Source organism: Pararhodobacter sp. (assembly GCF_034676075.1).
Taxonomy (GTDB): domain Bacteria; phylum Pseudomonadota; class Alphaproteobacteria; order Rhodobacterales; family Rhodobacteraceae; genus Pararhodobacter.
This window is the reverse complement of the sequence record NZ_JAUCCQ010000016.1, coordinates 1-17,860: the sequence shown is the minus strand read 5'-3', so window position 1 is coordinate 17,860 and position 17,860 is coordinate 1. Positions and strand designations below refer to the sequence as shown.

The following is a 17,860-nucleotide window of genomic DNA, read 5'->3' as shown; positions in this document are numbered from 1 at the left end:
GCCCGCGCTCTGACCCCGGCATTCCCTCATGACCACGCTTCTTTCCATCCTGGTGGACGGCATCGCCTACGGGATGATCCTGTTCATGATCTCGGTCGGCCTGTCGGTGACGATGGGGCTGATGCGGGTGATCAACCTCGCCCATGGCGGCTTCGCCCTGATCGGCGGCGCGCTGGCGCATGCGCTGGTGACCCATGGCGTCAATTACTGGGCCGGGATGGGGCTGGCGGTGCTGGGCACCATGCTGATCGCCCTGCCGATGGAGCGCGGGCTCTACGCAAGGATCTACCGGATGGGTGAGTTGCAGCAGGTGCTGGCGACCATCGGCATCGCCTTCATGATCATCGCCACGGTGAATTACACGCTGGGCTCGACCCTCTTGCCGATCCCCACGCCCGAGGGGCTGAGGGGCTCGCTGGACCTTGGCTTCCGCACCCTGCCCTTTCACCGGGTCGCGGTGATCCTGGCGGGGCTCTTGGTCACGCTGTTCCTCTACTTCCTGATCGAGCGCACCCGCTTCGGCATCCGCCTGCGGGCGGCGGTCGATCACCGGGCGACGGCGGCGACGCTGGGCATCAATACCGGCCGCATCTTCGCGCTGACCTTTATGCTGGGCGCGGGGCTGGCGGCGCTGGGGGGCATCCTCGGCGCGGAACTGCTGCCGATCGAGGCCTATTATCCCCTGCGCTACATGGTCCTGTTCCTGGTCGTGGTCGCGGTGGGTGGCATGGGCTCGGTCACCGGCTCCTTCATCGCGGCGCTGGGGCTGGGGACGCTGGACACCGCGTCCCGCTATCTGGTGCCGGAATACGGGACCATCGTCTTCTTCGTCACCATGGCGGTGATCCTGACGCTGCGCCCGCAGGGCCTTTTGGGAAAGGGCCACGCATGAAAACGCTGCGTTCGTTCATCCCCGACACGCTGCTGATCGCGCTGGCGGTGGGGGCCTTCTTCGCCTTCCCCTATGACCTCGCGTTCCTGACGCGGATCGTCATCATGATAATCTTCGTCCTCTCCATCGACCTGATCCTCGGCCTTGGCGGGATCGTCACGCTGGGACAGGCGGCGATGTACGGGACCGGGGCCTATGCGGCGGGCCTTTTCGCCGTCCATGTCTCGAATGACCCGCTGCTGGGGCTGGTCGCGGGCATGGCGGCGGGGGCGGTCATCGCGCTGCTGTCAGGCCTTCTACTGATGCGGGCCGGGGGGCTCACGCTGATCATGCTGTCCATCGCCGTGGCGCAGGTTCTGGCCGAAATCGCCAACCGCGCCCGCGACTGGACCGGCGGCGCCGACGGGATGCGCGGCATCCGCATGGGGCCGATCCTGGGGCAATGGCGCTTCGATTTCATCGGCCAGACCGGTTATGTCTATTGCGTCGTGGTGCTCTTCGTCGTGCTCTTCGCGCTGAAGGGGCTGAAGGCCTCGCCGCTGGGCCTGATGGCGCGCGGCATCCATGAAAGCCCGGCCCGGATGCGGGCCATCGGCGCGCCGGTCTACCAGCGGCGGCTGATCCTCTACACCATCGGCGGGGCGATTGCCGGGATCGCCGGGGCGCTGGCCGCGCAGATCACCCAGTTGGTCAGCCTCGAGGTGTTCAGCTTCACGCTCAGCGCCGAGGCGGTGATCATGCTGATCCTCGGCGGTGCCGGGCGGCTCTACGGCGCGATCATCGGCGTCCTGATCTTCATGGTGGTCCACCACCTCGCCGCTTCGGTCGATCCGATCAACTGGCTGTTCCTGATCGGGCTGATGGTGCTGCTGGTGGTCTTCTTCCTGCCGAAGGGGCTGCTGTCGCTGCCGCCCGCCTTGCAACGGTTGATCGGGGGTGCGCGATGAAAGGCTTGCAGGTCAAGGGTCTGAACAAGGCCTTCGGCGGGCTGGTCGTGGCCCGCGACATCACCCTGTCCTTGCAGCCGGGCGACCGGACCGCGCTTATCGGGCCGAATGGCGCGGGCAAGACCGCGTTTTCCAACCTGATCACCGGGATCCTGAAACCTTCGTCGGGAGAGATCACGCTCGACGGGCAGGACATCCGGCGGCTGGGCGAGGCGCAACGGGTCCGGGCCGGCATCGCCAAGACCTTCCAGATCACCACCCTCTTCCGTCAACTCACGGTGCGCGAGAACATCCGCCTTGCGCTTCTGGAGCGCGACCGCCGGGCGCTGAGGTTCTGGCACCGCACCGACCGCGACCCGAAGGTCGAGGCCGAGATCGACGCGCAACTGGCGGCCTTCCGGCTGGCGCCCTTGGCGGACAAACCCGTCGCCGATCTGGCCTATGGCCAGCAGCGGCTGGTCGAGATGGCGATGACGCTGGCGCTGAAACCGCGCGTCCTGATCCTCGATGAACCGGCGGCGGGCGTGCCCTCGTCCGACAGCCCGCTGATCACCGACGCCATCGAGGCGCTGCCAAAGGACCTCGCCGTCCTCATCATCGAGCATGACATGAAACTGGTCTTCAAGGTCGCCCGGTCGATCATCGTGCTGGTGCAGGGCGCGATCCTGACGCAGGGCACCCCGGCCGAGATCGCCGCCGACGCGCGGGTGCGGGACCTTTATCTGGGGGCGCATCATGAGTGAGGCGGTGCTGGAACTCGACGGTCTGATCGCGGGCTATGGCGACACGACGGTCTTGCAGGGGATCAACCTGTCGGTGCCGAAGGGGCAGCGGCTGGCGGTGATCGGCCGCAACGGGGTCGGCAAGACGACGCTTCTGGCTTCGATCATGGGGCTGACGCGGCAGCACGGCGGGACGATCCGCTACCAGGGTCGCGACCTGAAAGGGCTGGCCCCGCACCGCCGTTCGGCCCTCGGGCTGGGCCTCGTGCCGCAGACGCGCGACATCTTCCCCTCGCTCAGCGTCGAGGAGAACCTGATCGCCGGGATGCGCGGCGACGCCAGCCTTGACGAGGCCTATGCCCTCTTCCCCCGGCTCAAGGAACGCCGGCGCAACGGCGGCGGGCAGCTGTCTGGCGGCGAGCAGCAGATGCTGTCGATTGCCCGGACGCTGATGGGCCGGCCGGAGATGCTGATGCTGGACGAGCCGCTGGAGGGGCTGGCGCCGGTCATCTGCGACATGCTGATGGAAACCTTCGACGCGCTGGCCCGGGACGGTCGCCACACGATCCTTCTGGTCGAGCAGCACACCGACCTCGCCCTGCGCTTTGCCGAAGAGGTGGTGATCCTCGACGCCGGGTCAATCGTTCACGCAGGCCCCGCCGAAGCCTTGCGGCTTGACCCTTCGATCCTTGAGCGCCATGTAGGCGTGGGCCTCGCCGCCCCGCCACCCTGAGCCTCTGGATATGACGTGACCGACAAAGACCCGGCCCGCCTGTGCCCCGATGCGCGCCTCTCGCGCCCGACGAAACTGCGGGACGGTCGGGCCATCGTCGATATCGACACCTATGTCCCCTATTTCCTGTCCTCGGTCAGCAATGCGATGTCGCGCGGCGCCTCGCAGATCTATCTGGACCGCTTCGGGATCGGCATCGTCGACTGGCGGGTGATCTCGATGCTGGCCATCGAGCCCTGGATCCCGGCGTCGCGCATCTGCACCGTCGTCCAGCTGGACAAGGGCGCGACCAGCCGCTCGCTGGTCAAGCTGGTCGAGACCGGGTTTCTGGATCACGAGGCCTCGGAACAGGATGCGCGGCGCAAGACCTACGCGCTGAACGACAAGGGCTATGCCCTGCATGACGAGATCCTCGCCATCGCGCTGGAACGCGAACGCTCGCTCATTCAGGGGGTCGAGCCCGAGGATCTGGAAGCCTTCCTGCGGGTGATGCGGGTGATGAAGGGCAATCTGCGCTACGTGGAGTGACCACTCACCCGCGCCTCGGTCAGGCAGAGCGGCACCACCCGGTCGCCCGCTTTTGTGGTCGTGTCCCCGGGATAGAGCCGGGCGCCCGCGGGCATCACCGTCCAGTCCGCCGCCTGATCGGTGAAGATGTAATGCGTCCGCGCCGGACTGCGGTCAAAGCCGTTCGGATCGTCCAGCGTCCCCGCATAGACGCCCACCAGATCCGGCCAGCGCTGGAATTCCAACCACAGCTTGGTGCCGCAGGCCTCGCAGAAATGGACATGCACCAGATTGCCGCTGCCCTCGGATCGGTGGTCATAGACCCGGGGCGAGCCCTGCAGGATGCGAAACCGCGCCCGCTTGAACAGCGCATCGACCAGATAGGCGCCGCCCGTTGCCCGCTGGCAGAAGCGGCAGTGACACACCGTCACTGTCGAGGGCTGGCCCTCCGCCTCATAGACCAGCGTGCCGCAGAGACAGCGCCCCTGCATCTCACTCCCCCCGGAAGTGCGCCGCCAGCTCGGGCGGGATCGGCGCGGATTTGAGTCCGCGCTCGGGGTCCTTGACGGTCCAGACGCGGGTTTCGAAGCCTTCGACGCAGAGCTTGCCGTTCAGCGTCAGGGAATGGCGAATGTCGAAGCTGCGGTCCTTCACCTCGGCGATTTCGGTGGTGATCGCCACATCGTCGCCATAGCGGCAGGGCGATTTGAACACGGCGCGGGTATCGACCAGCGGGCAGCCTGCGCCGCCGAAGCGCTTCAGCATCTCCTGCTTGGGCCAGCCTGCCGCTTCGTAGAGCATGGTCGTGCCATGGTCGAACCAGCGGAAGAACTGCGGGTTGAAGACGATGCCGGCCGGGTCGCAATCGCCCCATTCCACCCGCCGTTTCAAAGTGTTGGACAGCATCAGCCCTTGTTCCTCTGGTCGTTCACGCGCTTGGCTTTCATCTCGGTCTTGGGCAGGGTATCGGGCGCCAGCACCTCGACCGCGCAGCGGATTTCGCAGCGCGAGCGGATTTCGCGCGCCACCGCCTCGCCCGCCGCCGGGTCCTTGTGTTCCACAAGAACGGTCATCACGTCCAGCCCGTCCGGCTGCGTGACCAGCTTGATCTGGAACTCGTCGCCGGTCCCCTTCACCGCCCGCACCGCCTCCTCGATCTGCACCGGGAAGAACTTGATGCCCCGCAGATTGATCAGATCGTCCGAGCGCCCGGTCATGCAGCCCATCGCCCGCACATGGTTGCGGCCGCAGGCGCAGGGCTCGGTCGAAAGCCGGGTGTAATCGCCGACCAGAAACCGCAGTTGCGCCGAGCTTTCGCTGTTGAGGTTGGTGCAGACGGTAAGCCCGCGCGCGCCCTCGGCGACCGGGGTCAGCGTGTCGGGATCGACGGTTTCCCAGACCTGGATATCCTCCATCAGGTGGATGAAATTCTCGTCCCCCTCCTGATACTCGGGGCAGGAATAGCCGCCGCAATGCGGCGAAACCTCGGTGCAGCCGTAGAATTCCAGCGACTTCGCGCCCCAGAGGTCCTGCAACCGCTCCAGCGTCCCCTCGACGCCCGAGAAGGGCTCGCCCCCCGTCACCAGCCATTTAACCGAGGATTTGGCGGGATCCATCCCCATGTCCTGCATCACCCGGCCCAGATAGAGCGCATAGGAGGGGGTGCAGACCAAGACCGTCGGCTTGAATCGCTCGATGTGATGGGCGCGGGCCTTGCCGTCCATGCCGCCGCCGGGGATCACCGGCAGTTCCATCTTGGCCAGCGTGTATTGCACGCCCCAGGCAAAGACATGCGGGCCGAAGCCGACCATCGGGAAGGCGGTGTCGCCCTTCCGGAGGCCGCCGGAATAGAGCGCCCGCGCATTGGCCTGTTCCCAGAAGCGGCGGTCGAAATGGGTGTAGCGGAAGACGCGCGGCTCGCCGGTGGACCCTGAGGAGGAGAAATGCATCCATCCCCGGTCCGCCCATTCCTCCGCCCCGCAGGTCGAATAGGTGCCATAGGGAGGATGGGCCAGCGCGTCCTCCATCATCTCCTGTTTGGTGATGACGGGCCAGTTGGCAATCAGGCTGTCCACATCGCGGATATCGCTGGGTGCGACGCCGAGGCTGTCGAACCGCCGCCGGTAGAAATCGCTGTTTTCATAGAGAAACGGCGCCACGGCGGCGAGTTTCTCGTCCTGCACGGCGCGGATCTTGTCGCGCGACCAGGTGTCCTTTTCGGACCAGTAGTGCGCCGACAGGGGCGCGCTGCGGTCCTCGTAGTATTTCTCCAGCACCGCGTTCCACGCTTGGCGGGTCTCGGCGGCACGGCTTGACGGATGCGTCATCTCTCTCCCTCCCCGAAAGGTCTCCTGCCCGCCTCCTCCGCGGGCAGGAAAGCCGTCTCACACGTCCGACAGCGAGCCGCGCTTGATGCCGATCTCGCTGCGATAGCTTTGCGCCGCGCGGCTGATCGGGCTGGGCGCGACAATGGCGCGGATCTTGACCTGTTTGTGCGGCTCGATGTTGCCGGCGCTGCGGCTGCCGCCACCGTCCTCGCCCCACAGAAGCACCACTTCCGTCCCCGGCTCGGCAAATTCCGCATCGACCGAGGCGAGCGACATCATCGCCCGCTCATTGGCCGTGTAGCCCGGATAGGTGGCCAGCCCGATGGTGTTGCCTGCCGTGTCCGTTACCCGGTCGTAATGCATCCGCGCGGCGGCGGCCAAGGGCAGCGTGATCGGCAGCGGCTTGTCGGCGGCCTCGCCCGCCTCCAGCCCCGCGGCCATGACCGACAGCACATCGTCCGCGTTCCAGACCAGCGTCACCTTCTTGCGGTGGGGCTGGTCCTTCATCGCCTCCAGCGCGGCGCGGCCGATGTAATCGTGGTCGAACTTGATGATGTGGCCATAGTTCACGTCATAGGGCGTCAGGTAATAATCGGCGATGTTCGGGCTGTAGAAGCTGCCGCCCAGCGACATCCGCATCGCCGCGTTCTGGGCCGAGCACCATTGCCGGTAGCCCTCCGTCCCCTGCCCCGTGTAGACGCCCGAGACCGGGACCGCCCACCAGCCGGATTCGATGACGGTGGTGAAATAGGCGATGGAGCCGACCATGCGCAGGCCGTATTTCTGGCCCGCCTTCTGGATCAGGCGCTTCACGTCGCGGTATTCATCCCAAGGGCCGGAGATTTCCAGCCCTGGCATCCCACCCATCGAGTGCCGCATCCCCCGCGCGCGGAACGGGCCGAGCCCGATCTCGGCCGACTTGAAGAACTTGATCTCGGGCAGCGGGCCGCCGTTCAGCTCCTCCAGCAATTCCCAAGCCTTCGGCCCCTCGACCTGGAACCGGTAGAACTCGCGCCGCTTGGCCTTGTTCAGGGTCCACATCATGTCGGATTCGGTCGTCACGTCGAAATCCAGCGCCTGGGCGTTGTACTCGACCCATTCGGTCGTCGCCGGGTTGCCGACGACCATGTAATCGTCCTCGGCCATGCGGTAGAGGATCGCGTCGCCGATCAGGTAGCCCTCGGGCGAGCAGCAGACGAGCTGCTTCGCTGCGCCCACTTCGAAATTCTTGAAGGTGTTGACCGACAGGTATTGCGTGAAGGCCAGCGCATCGGGGCCGCGCACATGGGTCGAGCACATGTGATAGCTCTGGTCATGCACGGCGATGGTGTTGCGCCAGGCCCATTGCTCGTCGCGCCAGGTGGTGAATTCGGGCCGCACCCCGTCGCCGGGCATCATCTGCGTGTAGATGGTCAGCGCGTTCTTGGGGGCGTTCTGAAACAGGTGATCGGTGATGCTGGGCACCTGCGCGATCAGGTCGGCCAGGGATTTCGGCGTGTCGGGACGGCTCATCGGGACTCCTCCTCCGGGTCCGGTGTCGACCAGCCCCGCTGGCCCGGGGGTTCCGGGCCTCCTCCTCGGCGGGATTGGACGGACAATCGGTTGTCATGTCAACACGCCCGTTGTGACGCAGGTGAGTTGTTATGTCAACTCATATCCGACGAGGCGGCCGACGCGCCGAAAGGACCGCCGGTCAGTGCATGGCGAGGATGGCGTTGCGGACCACCGGGTAGATCTCGTTCTCCCAGCGGCGCCCGGCGAAGACACCGTAATGGCCGACATTGGCCTGCAGGTGATGGCGCTTCAGATGCGGCCTGAGCGAGGAACAGAGGTCATGCGCGGCGCTGGTCTGGCCCAACCCGCAGATGTCGTCCCGCCCGCCCTCGACCGTCAGCAGCAGCGTGTTGCGGATCGCGCCGGGATCGACCGTCCTGCCGCGATAGGTGAAGCCGCCCGTGGCCAGCTGCGCCTGCTGGAAGATGCGGTCGATGGTCTCGATGTAGAATTCCTCGGTCAGGTCCAGGACCGCGAAATACTCGTCGTAGAATTCCTTGATCTTGCGCGCTTCCTCGTGCTCGCCCGCGGCGAGGTGGTCATAGAGCTTGCGGTGGGTGGCGAGGTGGCGCTCCATGTTCATGGTCATGAAGGCGGTCAGCTGCACGAAGCCCGGATAGACCTTGCGCCCGCCGCCCGCGAACCGCCAGGGCACGGTGGCGATGACGTTCTGCTGAAACCAGGACAGCGGCTTTTCCATCGCCAGATTGTTCACCGCCGTCGGGCTTTCGCGCACATCGACCGGCCCCGCCATCAGGGTCATGCTGAGGGGCGTCGCCGGGTTCCTGTCGGCCGACATGACGGCGACGGCGGCCAGCGTCTGCACGCAGGGCTGGCAGACGGCGACGACATGGCTGCCGGGGCCCAGTTCCTCCAGAAAGCGGATGACGTAGCCGATGTAATCCTCGACCCCGAAATCGCCGGCCGAGCGCGGCACGTCGCGAGCGTTCTTCCAGTCGGTGACATAGACATCGTGGTCGCGCAGCAGCACCTGCACGGTCTGCGCCAGCAAAGTCGCGAAATGCCCCGACAGCGGCGCGGTCAGCAGCACCTTCGGCTGCGGCGTGTCGAGGTCGCGCTTGAAATGCAGGAGTTGGCCGAAGGGCAGGTCCAGCGCCACCTCTTCGGTCACCGGCACATCGCGGTTGCCGACCCGGACCGAGGTGATGCCCCAATCGGGCCGCGCATGCGTCAGCTGATAGCGCGAGACCATCTCCAGCCCCGCCGCAGTGTGGCGCAGCAGATCGGCGAAGGGACCGGAGAGTTTCGGGGTGAGCGCCAGTCCAAGCTGGGCCCAGGTTCTCAAAGGGGCGAAGAAATCATCAGCCCCCTGATAAGCTGCATAAAGCACGGCGTTCCGCCCTCCTGATCCTGGGAAAAGACTAGCCACGCGCCGGGACCCATGCGACACAAATCGTGTGCTTCGCTGCATTGCGGCATCAGGAGGCGATCATGCCACGCGCAACGCTTACGATTTCATCAAAGAACTACTCCTCATGGTCGCTGCGCGGCTGGTTATTGTGCAAGATGGCTGGAATCGCCTTTGACGAGGCGCAGGTCGACCCGGACAGCGCGTCGAACCGGCAGGAGCTGCTGCTGCTCTCGCCCTCGGTCCGGGTGCCGCGTCTGGAACGCGGGACCATCGCTGTCTGGGATACGCTGGCCATCGCCGAATACCTGCACGAGACCTTCCCCGAGACCGGGCTTTATCCCCGCGACGTGACGCAGCGGGCGCTCTGCCGCTCCATCTCGGGCGAGATGCATTCGGGGTTCTACAACTTGCGTTCGGCCCTGCCGATGAACCTGAAGGCGCGGCACAAGGCGTTCAAGATCTTCTCGGGCGCGCGGCCGGATATCGAGCGGGTCAAGGAGATCTGGCACCAATGCCTGTTGACCTCGCCCGGGCCCTTCCTGTTCGGGACGACGCCCACCGTGGCCGATGCGATGTATGCCCCGGTCTGCACCCGCTTCCGCACCTATTCGGTCGATCTGGACCCGGTGCTTCAGGCCTATGTCGAGGCGGTTCTGGGCTGGGATCTGATGGTCGAATGGACCGAGGGCGCGCTGGCCGAACCCGACGAGATCACCGAGCTGGAAGTCGAGTTCTGAGGGCGGCTCAGCCGATGACCAGCGCCGCCCCCAGCCCCAGCGCGGCGATCACCGCATAGGTGGCCGCCCCCTGCCAGAGCGGCGCCGCGCCCAGCGCGCGCAGACTGGCGAACCGCGTCCCCATGCCCAGCGCGGCCAGTGAGGCGGCCAGCATCAGGGGCGTGGCCAGCGCCGCGCCTTCGCGCAGGGCCTCGGGCAGGAAGCCCGCGGAATTGAGCGCGGCGAGGGCCAGGAAGACCAGCAGGAATTCCGGCACGGCGCGGGGCCTGCCCTCGCCCGGGGCGGGGGTACGGTGCCAGAGCCTGCCCAGCGCGAAGACCACGCCCGCCAGCAGCAGCACCCGCCCCAGCTTCATCGCCACCGCCGCCTGGCCCGAGGCCTCGCCCCCGGCGAAACCCGCGCCCACCGCCTGCGCCACCTCATGCAGCGACAGGCCAGCCCAGATCCCGGTCTGCACCGGGCTGAGGCCCAGCAGATCCCCGAGCAGCGGCACGGCGAACAGCCCGATTGTGCCCCAGAGCGTGATGACCGCGACGGCATAGCTGACGTGATCCTCCCGCGCCCGGATCACCGAATTGGCCCCGGCTATGGCCGAGGCGCCGCAGACCGCGCTGCCGGTGGCGATGAGGATCGACAGGTCCGGCGCCACGCCCAAGCGGCGGCCGATCCCGTGGCTGACCGGCAGCGTCACCGCGACGGCGGCCAGCACCGCCACCAGCCCCTGCCAGCCGAACGACATCAGGTCGGCAAGGGTGATCTGTGCCCCCAGCAGCGCCACCGCCGCCCGCATCACCCGGCGTCCGGCGAAGGCGATCCCGCGGCGGCAGGGCTCGGACACGCCCACCAGATTGGCAAAGGCCATGCCCAGCAGGATCGCCAGAATGACCGGGCTCAGCCCCGACAGACCCGGCAGCGTGCGGGCCTGAAAAGCGGCGGCGGTGACGATTCCCACCAGCAGGAGGCCCGGCACCAGATCGCCCAGGGTCGTGCGGAAGCTGGCGGCAAGGGCGGACATGGGCTCTCCTTCGTCGGTGCCTTGCGCTCTAGCGGCTTGCCTCCCAGCACTCCAACTGATTATTCTTGATGAAACGATCAGGAATGACGATCAATGACGCTGGAACAGCTCCGCATCTTCCTGGCCGTGGCGCGGCTTCAGCACGTGACCCGCGCCGCCGAGGTGCTGAACCTGACGCAATCGGCGGTCAGCGCCTCGGTGCAGGCGCTGGAGGCGCAGCATGGCGTGGCGCTGTTCGACCGGGTGGGCCGGGGCATCGCACTGAACGAGGCCGGGCGGCTTTTCCTGCCCCGGGCCGAGGCGCTGCTGGCCCGCGCGCGCGAGGCCGAGGCCTGGCTGGCGGACGTCCGGGGCGGCGCAGTCGGCAGTCTGCGCCTGCAGGCCAGCCAGACGGTGGCCAGCTACTTCCTGCCCCGCCACCTCATCGCCTTCCAGACCCGCCACCCGCGCGTCGCGCTGGATTTCCGGCAGGGCAACACCGCCTCGGTTCTGGCCGCGGTCCGGGCGGGAGAGACCGATCTGGGGCTGGTCGAGGGCCGGGTCGAAGGGTCGGACCTGGAGGTCGAGACCATCGGCGGCGACCGGCTGGTGCTGCTGGTGGGCAAGGACCACCCCTGGCGCGGGCGCCAGCGGCTGGGGCCGGACGATCTGGCGGGCGCCGATTGGGTGCTGCGCGAGCCGGGCTCGGGCACCCGCGCCACGGTGGACGAGGCGCTGGCGGCATTGGGCATCGGGCCGGTGGCGCCGATGCTGGAGCTGCCCTCGAACGAGGCCTGCATCGCCGCCATCGAGACCGGGCGTGGCGCCAGCGTGCTGTCGGATCTGGCCGCCGCGCCGCATTGCGAGCGGGGCCGGGTCTTCGAGGGCCCCGCCCCTTTCCCCGCCCGCCGCTTCACCGCCATCAGCCATCGCCCGCGCCACCGCAGCCGCGCCGCCGAGAATTTCCTGGCGCTGCTGAGGGACGCGAACATGGTGCCACCCTCATGATCGTCATGAGAATTATGCGCTTCCGCTCATGTTGACCTGGCAACTCGGCTGCATGATTTTGCCGCCATCCCGGGCCCGCCCCTGCGGGCCCTCCGAAAGGCAAGATCATGATCGACACCAACACCCCCAAACGCCGCGCGCCGCATCGCGCGGATCATGTCGGCTCGCTGCTGCGCCCGGCCGCGATCCAGGCCGCGCGCAACGCCCATGTCCCGGCCGCTGAGCTGACCGCCATCGAGGATGCGGGCATCCGCGAGCTGGTCGATCTGCAACGGGCGACCGGCCTCAAGGTCTTCACCGATGGCGAGGCGCGCCGGGCCTTCTGGCATTATGATTTCATGGGCATGCTGACCGGGCTGGACATGAAAGCCGCGACCAGGTCGCTGGATTTCAAGACCGAGCACAAGACGCCCCCGATCGAGCCGCATCTGACCGGCCCGCTGGATTTCCCGGCCGATCACCCGATGCTGCGCCATTTCACCTATCTGCAGGGGCTGGTGAGCCCGGCCGATGGCGTGGCCAAGATCTCGATCCCCGGCCCCTCGGCCTGCCATTTCCGCATGGAGCCCGAGAATATCGACTACGCCCCCTACCGCGACCCCGACCTGATGGTTCAGGACATCGCCAAGACCTACAAGAAAGCCGTGCAGGCCTTCTACGACGCGGGCTGTCGCTATCTGCAACTGGACGACATCTTCTTCGCCTATCTCTCGGATCCCAAGCAGCGCGAGATGCGCCGCGCCAAGGGCCAGGACCCCGACAAGCTGGTCGATACCTACGCCTGGATGCTGGAAGAGGCGATTAAGGACCGGCCCGAGGACATGGTGATCGGCATGCACATGTGCCGCGGCAATTTCCGCTCGTCGCATGTGGCCGAAGGGGGCTATGACCTCGCCGCCGACGCGATCTTCAACCGCACCTCGGTCGATGTCTATTTCATGGAATACGACACCGAGCGCGCGGGCGGGCTGGAGCCGCTGAAACTGCTGCCCAAGGGCCACAAGCGGGTCATGGCCGGGTTCATCACGACGAAGACCGGCACGCTGGAAAGCCCCGACTGGCTGAAGGCGAAATTCGACGAGGCGTCGAAATACGTCGACCTCGACCAGCTGGGCATCGCGCCGCAATGCGGCTTCGCCTCGACCGAGCATGGCAATGCCATCACGGTGGATGACGAGAAGCGTAAGCTGGAACTGGTGGTCAGCACCGCGCAGGCGATCTGGGGCGAGAGCTGAGACTGCCTCCCATCGGACAGCAAACGGGCCCCTCGCGGGCCCGTTTTTCGTTTGCCGGGCTGGGGCAGGATTTTCCCGCTCTGGCATAGTTTCGAAAATTTGTTATATGCCGATAATCTGAGATGATTTCTGTTTTCTGCCGGAAGGACGCCCCCGATGAACTACGCCAGTTTCCGCCTTGGTGCGCAGGTGATCTATGGCGTCGTTCAGGGGGAAAGCCTGCACCGGCTGGACACTCTGCCAGGCCTGCCGCCCAGCCTGAAGGCGCTGCTGCCCCGCATCGCTGAAGGGTTTCGCCCCGATCTGGCCGCGGCGCCGGTGCTGCCGCTGGCGGGGCTGACGTATCTGCCGCCGGTGCCGGACGCGGGCAAGGTGCTCTGCGTCGCGACGAATTTCCACGAGGCCGGGAAGGAGGCGCCGGCCTATCCGCTGGTCTTCACCCGCTTCGCTGACTCACTGACCGGCCACGATCAGCCGCTGCGCAAACCCGCGGCGTCCGAGAAATTCGACTACGAGGGCGAGGTGGCGCTCATCATCGGCAAGCCCGGCCACCGGATACCGCGCAAACGTGCCGAAAGCCATATCGCCGGATACGCGCTGTTCAACGACGGCTCTGTGCGGGACTGGCAGAAGCACTCGACCCAGTTCACGCCCGGCAAGAACTTCTGGGAAAGCGGGTCCTTCGGTCCCTGGATGGTCAGCCGCGACGCGGTGCCGGATCTGTCGGCGCTGGCGCTTCAGACCCGGGTCAACGGTGTGGTCAAGCAGGAGGTGGCGCTGTCGACCATGATCTTCGATCCCGCCTGGCTGATTGCCTACATGTCCAGCTTCACCCCGCTGGCCCCCGGCGACGTGATCGTCACCGGCACGCCCTCGGGCTTCGGCGCCACCCGCAAACCGCCGGAATTCCTGGCCCCCGGCGATGTGGTCGAGGTCGAGGTGCCGGGCCTGGGCCTCTTGCGCAACCGGGTGGCGCAGGACAGGGCCGAACCCCGCTGACCCGACGTTTTCGCAATACACAGGATTTTCGAAACTTCTTGCGTCTTTCAAAATTCCTCTCTACAACCGCGATACCGGAATCGTTCGCATTGAGGGAGGCGGCCTATGGCCCAGATCGTCCACGCCGTGGGGCATGTGAAGCTCAACACCAAGTGCATCGCCGATGTGGTGCGGGATTCGACCGAGATCCTCGGCCTGCGCGTGACGCATGAGGGCCAGGGTCAGGTCTGGCTCAGCTCGAACGGGCGCAAGGCCGAGCTGGTGCTGGTGGAGGCGGCCGAGAATTCGACGCATACCATCGGGCTGGAAGCGCTGACCGCCGCCGATGTCGAGGCCGCCGCCGCCCGGGTCGAGGGCGCGGGCTGCCGCATCACCGCGCGCGAGCCGAGCCTCGATTGCATGGACGCGGGCGTCACCTTCGCCACGCCCGAGGGCCTACAATTCGAGATCCACACGCCGATCCGCAATGACATCCACAACCCGCGCCAGGCGACGCCCGGCGTCGCGCCCCGGCGGCTGGATCACATGAACCTGCTCAGCCCCGATCCGCAGGCCACCGTCCGCCAGCTGAAGGCGATCGGCGATCTGGGCATGTCCGAAAAGATGGTGAACGACTCGCTCACCTGGCTTTATGGCGGCAACCGCCAGCACCACATCCTCGGCATCGTCAAAAGCCATGCCGCCGGGCTGCACCATTACTCGTTCGAATTCCCCGAATTCAACATGTACTGCCGCCTGGGCGACCTGCTGGACGATTACGACCGGCAGTTCATCTGGGGCCCGGGCCGCCACCGGCCGGGCGACAACACCTATGCCTATTACCTCGACAGCTCGGGGGCGATGGTCGAATGCGCGGGGCCGATGTCGACCATCGCCGACGATGCGCATTTCGAGGCCAACATCATCACCAACCTCGAACGGCCCGGCAACGTGCGGGTGATGAACGTCTGGGGCACGCCCGCGCCCCTCGAATGGCGCGAGCATTTCTTCCCCTTCATGGCGCTCAGCTGATTTCGGAACAGGAGCCTGACAATGCAGGAAAAGATCACCTTCGAATCCGACGGGCTGAAACTCTCGGGCGTCGTGCATATCCCGGATGGCTACGACGGCACGCCGCTGCCCGCCTTCATCGTCTGCCATGGTTTCGTCGGCTCCAAGGACGAGAGTCACGCCCAGATCCAGGCCGAGATGATGGAGGAATTCGGCTATGTCGCGCTGCGCTTCGATTTCCGCTGCTGCGGTGAATCGGAAGGCGAGCGGGCGCAGGTCCGCTGCATGGATCAGGTGGCCGACGCCAAGAACGCCCTGACCTGGCTGGCCAAACGGCCCGAGGTTGACCCGAAGCGCATCGGCATCACCGGCCACAGCTTTGGCGCCGCCGTCTCGGTCTACACCGCCGGGGTGGACGAACGGGTCGCCTGTTGCCTGTCGTCCTGCGGCTGGGGCGACGGCGAACGCAAGTTCCGCGGCCAGCACCCGACCGAGGAAAGCTGGGCCAAGTTCGTCAAGATCCTGGACGAGGGCCGCAAGCACAAACAGGAGACCGGCGAAAGCGCTTGGATGTCGCGCTTCGACGCGGTGCCGATCCCGCCGGCGCTGCGCGCCAACCTGTCCCCCAAGGCGATCATGGAGATCCCCACGGAAACCGCCTGGTCGATGCGCAACTTCCGCGCCGATGATGTGGTGGCGAACATCGCGCCGCGGCCGCTGCTGTTGTTCCACACCGCCAACGACACGATCACGCCGACCATCGAATCCGTCCGGCTGTGGGAAAAGGCGAACCACCCCAAGGAGTTGATGCTGATCGACACGACCGCGCATTTCCCGCTCTCGCCCAAGGATGCGCCGCGCACCAAGGCGATGATGAAGGGCTGGCTGGACAAGTTCTTCCCCACGCCGCTCGCCAGCTGACCCTGGAAAGACCGACAGATGCCCCAGATCGACGCCGCCGACCTGCGCCGTTTCGCCCATGACCTGCTGACGGCAGGCGGGTTCACCAATGCCGATGCCACCCAGACCGCCGAGCTGCTGGTCTGGGCCAATCTGCGCGGCGTCGACAGCCACGGGGTACTGCGCATCCCGCGGTATCTGGAGATGATCGAGACGGGCGTCATGCTGTCGGGCGGCAGCATCGAGACGGTGAGCGCGCGCGGTGCGGTCTGCCTGCTCGACGGCGGCAAATGCCCGGGCGCGGTGGGGATGAACGCGGCCGTCGCCAAGGCGGCCGATCTGGCCCGCGTGCAGGGGCTGGGCTGGTGCGCCGTGCGGCGGATCAGCCATGCGGGTGCCGTCGGCTATTTCACCTGCGCGCTGGCCCGGCAGGGGCTGGTGGGGCTGGCGATGACGGCCTCGAAACCCCTGATGAACTATCACGGCGCGGTGGGCGAGGCCTTGTCCACCAACCCCCTGTCCATCGCCGTGCCGGTCCCGGGCGCGGAACCCGTGGTGCTCGACATGTCCACCGCCGCCGTGGCACTGGGAAAGATCATGGCCGCCAAGGAAAACGGCCGGGCGATCCCCCGTGGCTGGGGTGTCGATGCCGAGGGGCACGAGACGACCGATCCCGCTGCCGTGACCTCGCTGCTGCCGATGGCGGGGGCGAAGGGATCGGGCCTGTCCCTGATGATCGAGCTTCTGACCTCGGTTCTGGCGGGCAATCCGGTGATCGGCCCGGTGCTGGAGGGGACGAAGAAGGGCGGGTTCAACGGCATGGTGCTGGCCATCGACCCGGCGGCCTTTGGCGCGCCCGAGGTCTTCCTGGCCTCGGTCCGGTTGCTGGTCGACCAGATCCACGCCCTGCCCCCGGCCCCCGGCACCGACGCGGTGCTGCTGCCCGGCGAGCGCGGCGCGCAGACCGCGGCACAGCGCGGGGCCGAGGGCATCCCGCTGGCCGCCGGCACCGCCGCCAATCTGGCGGCGCTGGCGGGCAGGCTGGGCGTGGCGGTTCCCTATGACCTCTGAGGCGGCTGCGCCCCTGAAGGGGCTGCGCGTCGTCGAACTGGCGCGCATCCTCGCCGGACCCTGGATCGGCCAGACGCTGGCCGACCTCGGCGCCGAGGTGATCAAGGTCGAGGCGCCCGAAGGCGACGACACCCGCCGCTGGGGCCCGCCCTTCATCGAGCGCCCCCTGCCGGGCGGCGGCACCGAAATGGTCGCGGCCTATTTCCACGCGGCGAACCGGGGCAAGACCTCGGTGACGTGCGATTTCCAGAACGAGGGCGACCTCGCCCGCCTGCGCGATCTCATCGCCGAGGCCGATGTGCTGGTCGAGAATTTCAAACTGGGCGGCCTGCGGAAGTTCGGCCTCGATTACGAGAGCCTGTCCGCGCTGAACCCGCGCCTGATCTATGCCTCGGTCACCGGCTTCGGCCAGACCGGCCCCCGCGCGGCGCTACCGGGCTACGATTTCCTCGTGCAGGGCATGAGCGGGATCATGGACCTGACGGGCGACCCGGCGGGCGAGCCGCAGAAGGTGGGCGTGGCCTGGATCGACATCTTCACCGGGCTTTACGGGGTGATCGGCATTCAGGCGGCGCTGACCGAACGGGCGCGGTCGGGCCTCGGCCAGCATCTGGACCTGTCGCTGCTCGATTGCGGTGTGGCGGTGCTGGCCAACCAGGCGACCAACTACCTGCTGGGCGGTGTGAACCCGGCCCGACTGGGCAATGCCCATCCGAATATCGTGCCCTATCAGGTGTTCCCCGCGTCGGACGGGCATGTGATCGTGGCCTGCGGCAATGACCGGCAATTCGCCGCCTTCTGCCGGTTGCTGGATCTACCCGACCTGCCGGGAAACCCCGACTACGCCACCAACCCGGCCCGCGTGGCCCATC

Annotated in this window: 19 protein-coding genes; 13 read left to right on the top strand and 6 right to left on the bottom strand. The window is 66.9% G+C overall.

The features are described from left to right. Positions 1–28 precede the first annotated feature (28 nt). The 5 genes from VDQ18_RS07720 to VDQ18_RS07700 are packed head-to-tail and all read left to right on the top strand — an operon-like array spanning position 29 to position 3,822. The gene (locus VDQ18_RS07720; RefSeq protein ID WP_323020399.1) at positions 29–892 is read left to right on the top strand and encodes a branched-chain amino acid ABC transporter permease; all 864 of its coding nucleotides are present in this window, start codon (positions 29–31) and stop codon (positions 890–892) included. Then, the gene (locus tag VDQ18_RS07715; RefSeq protein ID WP_323020398.1) at positions 889–1,839 is read left to right on the top strand and encodes a branched-chain amino acid ABC transporter permease; all 951 of its coding nucleotides are present in this window, start codon (positions 889–891) and stop codon (positions 1,837–1,839) included. Before VDQ18_RS07720 ends, VDQ18_RS07715 begins: the two co-directional genes overlap by 4 nt. After that, the gene (locus VDQ18_RS07710; RefSeq protein ID WP_323020397.1) at positions 1,836–2,582 is read left to right on the top strand and encodes an ABC transporter ATP-binding protein; all 747 of its coding nucleotides are present in this window, start codon (positions 1,836–1,838) and stop codon (positions 2,580–2,582) included. The genes VDQ18_RS07715 and VDQ18_RS07710 overlap by 4 nt, the downstream gene beginning before the upstream one ends. Next, the gene (locus tag VDQ18_RS07705; protein ID WP_323020396.1) at positions 2,575–3,294 is read left to right on the top strand and encodes an ABC transporter ATP-binding protein; all 720 of its coding nucleotides are present in this window, start codon (positions 2,575–2,577) and stop codon (positions 3,292–3,294) included. The genes VDQ18_RS07710 and VDQ18_RS07705 overlap by 8 nt, the downstream gene beginning before the upstream one ends. A gap of 15 nt (positions 3,295–3,309) precedes the next feature. Next, the gene (locus VDQ18_RS07700) at positions 3,310–3,822 is read left to right on the top strand and encodes a MarR family winged helix-turn-helix transcriptional regulator (RefSeq protein WP_323020395.1); all 513 of its coding nucleotides are present in this window, start codon (positions 3,310–3,312) and stop codon (positions 3,820–3,822) included. On the opposite strand, the gene VDQ18_RS07695 is transcribed toward VDQ18_RS07700, so the two are convergent. From VDQ18_RS07695 to VDQ18_RS07675, 5 genes are all read right to left on the bottom strand, one after another. Next, positions 3,810–4,292 carry a GFA family protein gene (locus VDQ18_RS07695; protein ID WP_323020394.1) on the bottom strand — a complete coding sequence of 161 codons (483 nt, stop codon included), beginning with the start codon at positions 4,290–4,292 and terminating at the stop codon, positions 3,810–3,812. The genes VDQ18_RS07700 and VDQ18_RS07695 overlap by 13 nt on opposite strands. A gap of 1 nt (position 4,293) precedes the next feature. Then, positions 4,294–4,707: an acyl-CoA thioesterase gene (locus VDQ18_RS07690; protein ID WP_323020393.1), complete on the bottom strand. Its 414-nt coding sequence runs from the start codon at positions 4,705–4,707 to the stop codon at positions 4,294–4,296. Further along, complete coding sequence (locus tag VDQ18_RS07685) at positions 4,707–6,128, bottom strand: phenylacetate--CoA ligase family protein (protein ID WP_323020392.1); 1,422 nt, start codon at positions 6,126–6,128, stop codon at positions 4,707–4,709. Before VDQ18_RS07685 ends, VDQ18_RS07690 begins: the two co-directional genes overlap by 1 nt. A 57-nt stretch (positions 6,129–6,185) precedes the next feature. Further along, complete coding sequence (locus VDQ18_RS07680) at positions 6,186–7,640, bottom strand: aminomethyl transferase family protein (protein ID WP_323020391.1); 1,455 nt, start codon at positions 7,638–7,640, stop codon at positions 6,186–6,188. Positions 7,641–7,821: 181 nt separating this feature from the next. After that, entirely contained in the window at positions 7,822–9,033 is a 1,212-nt protein-coding gene (locus tag VDQ18_RS07675; protein ID WP_323020390.1) for a polyhydroxyalkanoate depolymerase, read from the bottom strand. A gap of 101 nt (positions 9,034–9,134) precedes the next feature. Here VDQ18_RS07675 and VDQ18_RS07670 point away from each other — a divergent pair, with 101 nt between their 5' ends. Next, positions 9,135–9,791, top strand: a complete 657-nt coding sequence (locus tag VDQ18_RS07670) for a glutathione S-transferase family protein (protein WP_323020389.1) — start codon at positions 9,135–9,137, stop codon at positions 9,789–9,791. 7 nt (positions 9,792–9,798) lie between these two features. Here VDQ18_RS07670 and VDQ18_RS07665 read toward each other — a convergent pair whose 3' ends face one another. After that, complete coding sequence (locus VDQ18_RS07665) at positions 9,799–10,806, bottom strand: YeiH family protein (RefSeq protein ID WP_323020388.1); 1,008 nt, start codon at positions 10,804–10,806, stop codon at positions 9,799–9,801. Positions 10,807–10,899: 93 nt separating this feature from the next. Here VDQ18_RS07665 and VDQ18_RS07660 point away from each other — a divergent pair, with 93 nt between their 5' ends. The 7 genes from VDQ18_RS07660 to VDQ18_RS07630 all read left to right on the top strand — a co-directional run. Next, the gene (locus tag VDQ18_RS07660) at positions 10,900–11,793 is read left to right on the top strand and encodes a LysR family transcriptional regulator (RefSeq protein WP_323020387.1); all 894 of its coding nucleotides are present in this window, start codon (positions 10,900–10,902) and stop codon (positions 11,791–11,793) included. A gap of 107 nt (positions 11,794–11,900) precedes the next feature. After that, entirely contained in the window at positions 11,901–13,028 is a 1,128-nt protein-coding gene (locus VDQ18_RS07655; protein WP_323020386.1) for a 5-methyltetrahydropteroyltriglutamate--homocysteine S-methyltransferase, read from the top strand. Between the two features lie 156 nt (positions 13,029–13,184). After that, entirely contained in the window at positions 13,185–14,027 is an 843-nt protein-coding gene (locus VDQ18_RS07650; protein WP_323020385.1) for a fumarylacetoacetate hydrolase family protein, read from the top strand. Positions 14,028–14,132: 105 nt separating this feature from the next. Continuing rightward, positions 14,133–15,038, top strand: coding sequence for a VOC family protein (locus tag VDQ18_RS07645; RefSeq protein WP_323020384.1), 906 nt, complete (start codon positions 14,133–14,135; stop codon positions 15,036–15,038). A 21-nt stretch (positions 15,039–15,059) separates the two neighbouring features. Then, positions 15,060–15,938: an alpha/beta hydrolase gene (locus VDQ18_RS07640; RefSeq protein ID WP_323020383.1), complete on the top strand. Its 879-nt coding sequence runs from the start codon at positions 15,060–15,062 to the stop codon at positions 15,936–15,938. Positions 15,939–15,956: 18 nt separating this feature from the next. Continuing rightward, entirely contained in the window at positions 15,957–16,988 is a 1,032-nt protein-coding gene (locus tag VDQ18_RS07635; RefSeq protein ID WP_323020382.1) for an Ldh family oxidoreductase, read from the top strand. Beyond that, positions 16,978–17,860: CaiB/BaiF CoA-transferase family protein (locus VDQ18_RS07630; protein ID WP_323020381.1), on the top strand; the 883-nt coding region annotated here is incomplete at its 3' end. The genes VDQ18_RS07635 and VDQ18_RS07630, both read left to right, overlap by 11 nt.

Excerpts from the sequence above, each read along its gene's own strand:
- VDQ18_RS07670 (WP_323020389.1), top strand. The coding sequence starts at position 9,135 with ATGCCACGCGCAACGCTTACGATTTCATCAAAGAACTACTCCTCATGG.
- VDQ18_RS07715 (WP_323020398.1), top strand. The coding sequence starts at position 889 with ATGAAAACGCTGCGTTCGTTCATCCCCGACACGCTGCTGATCGCGCTG.
- VDQ18_RS07685 (WP_323020392.1), bottom strand. The coding sequence starts at position 6,128 with ATGACGCATCCGTCAAGCCGTGCCGCCGAGACCCGCCAAGCGTGGAAC.
- VDQ18_RS07680 (WP_323020391.1), bottom strand. The coding sequence starts at position 7,640 with ATGAGCCGTCCCGACACGCCGAAATCCCTGGCCGACCTGATCGCGCAG.
- VDQ18_RS07690 (WP_323020393.1), bottom strand. The coding sequence starts at position 4,707 with ATGCTGTCCAACACTTTGAAACGGCGGGTGGAATGGGGCGATTGCGAC.
- VDQ18_RS07655 (WP_323020386.1), top strand. The coding sequence starts at position 11,901 with ATGATCGACACCAACACCCCCAAACGCCGCGCGCCGCATCGCGCGGAT.
- VDQ18_RS07705 (WP_323020396.1), top strand. The coding sequence starts at position 2,575 with ATGAGTGAGGCGGTGCTGGAACTCGACGGTCTGATCGCGGGCTATGGC.
- VDQ18_RS07695 (WP_323020394.1), bottom strand. The coding sequence starts at position 4,292 with ATGCAGGGGCGCTGTCTCTGCGGCACGCTGGTCTATGAGGCGGAGGGC.
- VDQ18_RS07665 (WP_323020388.1), bottom strand. The coding sequence starts at position 10,806 with ATGTCCGCCCTTGCCGCCAGCTTCCGCACGACCCTGGGCGATCTGGTG.
- VDQ18_RS07710 (WP_323020397.1), top strand. The coding sequence starts at position 1,836 with ATGAAAGGCTTGCAGGTCAAGGGTCTGAACAAGGCCTTCGGCGGGCTG.
- VDQ18_RS07660 (WP_323020387.1), top strand. The coding sequence starts at position 10,900 with ATGACGCTGGAACAGCTCCGCATCTTCCTGGCCGTGGCGCGGCTTCAG.
- VDQ18_RS07640 (WP_323020383.1), top strand. The coding sequence starts at position 15,060 with ATGCAGGAAAAGATCACCTTCGAATCCGACGGGCTGAAACTCTCGGGC.
- VDQ18_RS07645 (WP_323020384.1), top strand. The coding sequence starts at position 14,133 with ATGGCCCAGATCGTCCACGCCGTGGGGCATGTGAAGCTCAACACCAAG.
- VDQ18_RS07650 (WP_323020385.1), top strand. The coding sequence starts at position 13,185 with ATGAACTACGCCAGTTTCCGCCTTGGTGCGCAGGTGATCTATGGCGTC.
- VDQ18_RS07720 (WP_323020399.1), top strand. The coding sequence starts at position 29 with ATGACCACGCTTCTTTCCATCCTGGTGGACGGCATCGCCTACGGGATG.
- VDQ18_RS07635 (WP_323020382.1), top strand. The coding sequence starts at position 15,957 with ATGCCCCAGATCGACGCCGCCGACCTGCGCCGTTTCGCCCATGACCTG.